Below are 2,958 nucleotides of genomic sequence, written 5' to 3'. Positions count from 1 at the left end.
GACTTGCATGTGTAAAGCATGCCGCCAGCGTTCAATCTGAGCCAGGATCAAACTCTTCAGTTCAATCTCTGTTTAAAGTCATTGCTGACTTGGTCGCTCTTCAAAATAACTGACGATTCCTTCTTTCGAAGGTCACGTTTAATTTTTTCGTTGAGCGTTTAATAATTTGAGCTAAGAGGCTTGCGCCTCCGGCATCATCATCAAACGCCCACACTTATCGACTGTTAATTTTTAAAGAACCTGCCGTTTCCAACGAAGCGTTTTGTTCGTCAGCAGCAGAGAAATGAGAGTATGGGGCTTGAGCTTCATTCCGTCAACCCCCTGTTCCGATAATTACTGTCGGCGCGTATCTGCTCTTGGGTGAATGGCATCGGCGTCAATTGCTTGGCGGAGTACAGCGGCACCTGGTCGCCATAGTACGGCGACCTGGGATCGGTCGACTGCCCATACACCAGCAAACCCTGCGCAACCGGCCCCGCCGCATCGAAGCTCACCAGCTGTATGTAGCTGGTGCCCCACACGATATTCCGATAACCGTCCGCGCCCAATGCCGTTCCCATATGAACGGAGTTATAAGAACCGTCGATATCGCCGATGCCGCCGTGCACCGGTACCCGAACGCCATTGCGGATATCGGCCTGGTAATCTCCCAGCCTGCCATCCAGCGGAACGTCCGCTGCCTGCAATCTCAGCGCCGCCGCCCGCAAGGCATTCAGCATCGCCGGCATGGCCGACGGCGCCACGCCGTGCGGCGTGTTGACAGGGTCTTCCGGATTCATCGCCACGCGCCACCGGTTCGGGATATGCGCGGCGGTGTTCCAGAATTCGCGGAACAGGATGGCGCCCCGGCTGTCCAGATTCGCCCGCCGGTCCCATGCGGCAAGCACCTGGCAGGCGGCGGCCAGCGTAGCGTCGGCGCCGGTGCAGCCGGCCAGCAGATCCGGCAGCACCAGTTCCGCCGCATAGATGCGGTTGGCAAACAGCAGCCCCCGCAAGTCGTCCGGCGCCAGCTGCGGCTTCAACGCCAGCGCCGCGTCCAGTTGGCTGAAGCCGATGCGGGTGCGCAGTCCTTGCTCGATGCCGACCGAGCCGTATATTGGCGAATAGCCGAACGGCGGCGGCCCCAGCAACAGCGATTTCGAATTGGCCAGCCAGTATCCGTCGTTGGAGTTGGCCACGTAGTCGCTCCGCATCAGCGCCGGCGCATTGACCGGGTTGAATATCCCTTCCGGTGCGCCGTCCTCCTGCGCCCAGCCGCAACTGGTGCGTGCGCCATCGAAAGCCAGCAGCGCCGGGAACACCAGGCAGTCGGACAGGAAGCGCTCGGTGGCGACCGCCGGCACCGCGCTGGCATCCGCGTACATGGTATTGCCGTCTCGGTCGGCGGCAATGGTGTTCACCCAAGGCAGTCCGGCGATACGGTTAAGCGAGCTCTTCATACTGGCAATGCTGGTTGCGCGCCCCATGGCCAGCCACTGCTCCAGCAGGCGCGTGTTGTTACGGTTGGCGTCCGCCAGCACATAGGCCTGCGTCGCGCCCCAGTTAACGCCGGCCTCCGGCTTGACCATCACGGCGCCGTGCTTGCTGAAGTAGAAGACCTTGCGCTTGGTGGCGATGCTGCCGTCCGCCTGCAGCATATCGACGGCCACCGTTTTCGCGCTCATCTTCAAGGGGACGCCGTCAACCATATAGGTGGTGCCGGTGGGATCAGCGGCATCGAGCGCCAGGCGGAAGGTGGTGAAGTGGGCCGCCTTGGTGACGGTGTGGGTCCACGCCACGTCCTTGTTGAAGCCGATCACGACAATCGGCAAGCCACCCAGCATGACGCCCATCGCATCGTACGAGCCGGGCACGGTCAGATGGACCTGGTAGAAGCGGTCGGTACTGGTCCATGGATAGTGCGGATTGCCGAGCAACATGCCGCGCCCGTTCTGGCTAGCTTCCTTGCCGATGGCCAGGCCGTTGCTGGCCATGCGCGGCTTGAACAGCCCGGCCAGCATGGCGGGATTGGGCGCAGCCTTGCTGGCGCGGCGGCGCGCCAGCGGGGTGCCGGGATCGCGCGCGGCGGCCAGCACTTCCTTGGCAAAAATCTGGCCGGACGCATGCAGCGCTTTTTCGGCAACCAGCAAATACAGGTCGTCCACCGAAATCGGCCGCACCCATTCCTTGCCGTTGCAGGCGGCGGGCAGCGCGCCGGCATGGTCGCGCAGGTAGCGGTTGTAGCCGGCGGCATAACCCTCCAGCAGATCGCGGATCTCCTGGCTGCCGGCGGTGTAGCCGGCGCGCAGTTGCTCCAGGTCGAGATAGCCCTTGAAGAAGAAATCGCTGTCCTCGTTTTTCAAGTCGAAGCCATGCTCGTCGAGATAGTCGATGGCAACGCTGTATTCGCCGTCGGCGCCCTTGGTGGGCATGGCGCCGCCGCCAAAGTAGCGCGAACGTTCGCCGCGCACGGTCAGCATGCTGTCGGCCAGCATGCAGACATTGTCCTCGGCGTAGGCGTAGGCCATGCCATAGCCGAGGCCAATGAAGTTGTCGGCGCGGATATGGGCGACGCCGTGGGTGGTGCGCGCCAGGTCCGCGCTGAAGCGGGGCGCGGGCTGGGGCGGCGGCGGTGCGGTGACGGGTGCTTGCTTGTCGCCGCAGGCGGCGAGCAAGGCGGCGCACAGTAGGAGCGGGCTGAGCAGTTTCATATGCGACCTTTCGACAGTAGGTCGAAACATCATCGCTGCCTAAGCCTAACTCCGGTTTGCGCAAGCTCAATCAGTGCGACGCTAAACGCCCTTCGCCGGAAGCTTTGTAAACGCAAAAAACCCCCACCGGATCACCGGAGGGGGTTTTTCATATAACTAGCCTGACGATAACCTACTTTCACACTGGTTGCAGCACTATCATCGGCGCAAAATCGTTTCACGGTCCTGTTCGGGATGGGAAGGGGTGGGACCGATTTGCTATGGTCAT

The 2,958-nt window shown here is 61.8% G+C and carries 1 protein-coding gene and 2 rRNA genes; all 3 read right to left on the bottom strand.

What is annotated here, in order from left to right; all coding sequences use genetic code 11:
- Positions 1 to 63: ribosomal RNA gene (locus AC56DV_RS03755) — 16S ribosomal RNA — on the bottom strand; the annotation flags it as partial.
- Positions 64 to 305: 242 nt separating this feature from the next.
- Positions 306 to 2,690: a penicillin acylase family protein gene (locus AC56DV_RS03750; RefSeq protein WP_496312965.1), complete on the bottom strand. Its 2,385-nt coding sequence runs from the start codon at positions 2,688 to 2,690 to the stop codon at positions 306 to 308.
- 159 nt (positions 2,691 to 2,849) lie between these two features.
- Positions 2,850 to 2,958 (bottom strand): 5S ribosomal RNA (gene rrf / locus AC56DV_RS03745); the annotation flags it as partial.

Source organism: Massilia sp. BGA-UO-ETr-WB1, from assembly GCF_059567845.1.
The sequence above is the reverse complement of the archived record's forward strand: the minus strand, read 5'-3'. Positions and strand labels throughout refer to the sequence as shown.

Coding starts and splice junctions, on each gene's coding strand:
- AC56DV_RS03750 (WP_496312965.1), bottom strand. CDS start 2,690: ATGAAACTGCTCAGCCCGCTCCTACTGTGCGCCGCCTTGCTCGCCGCC.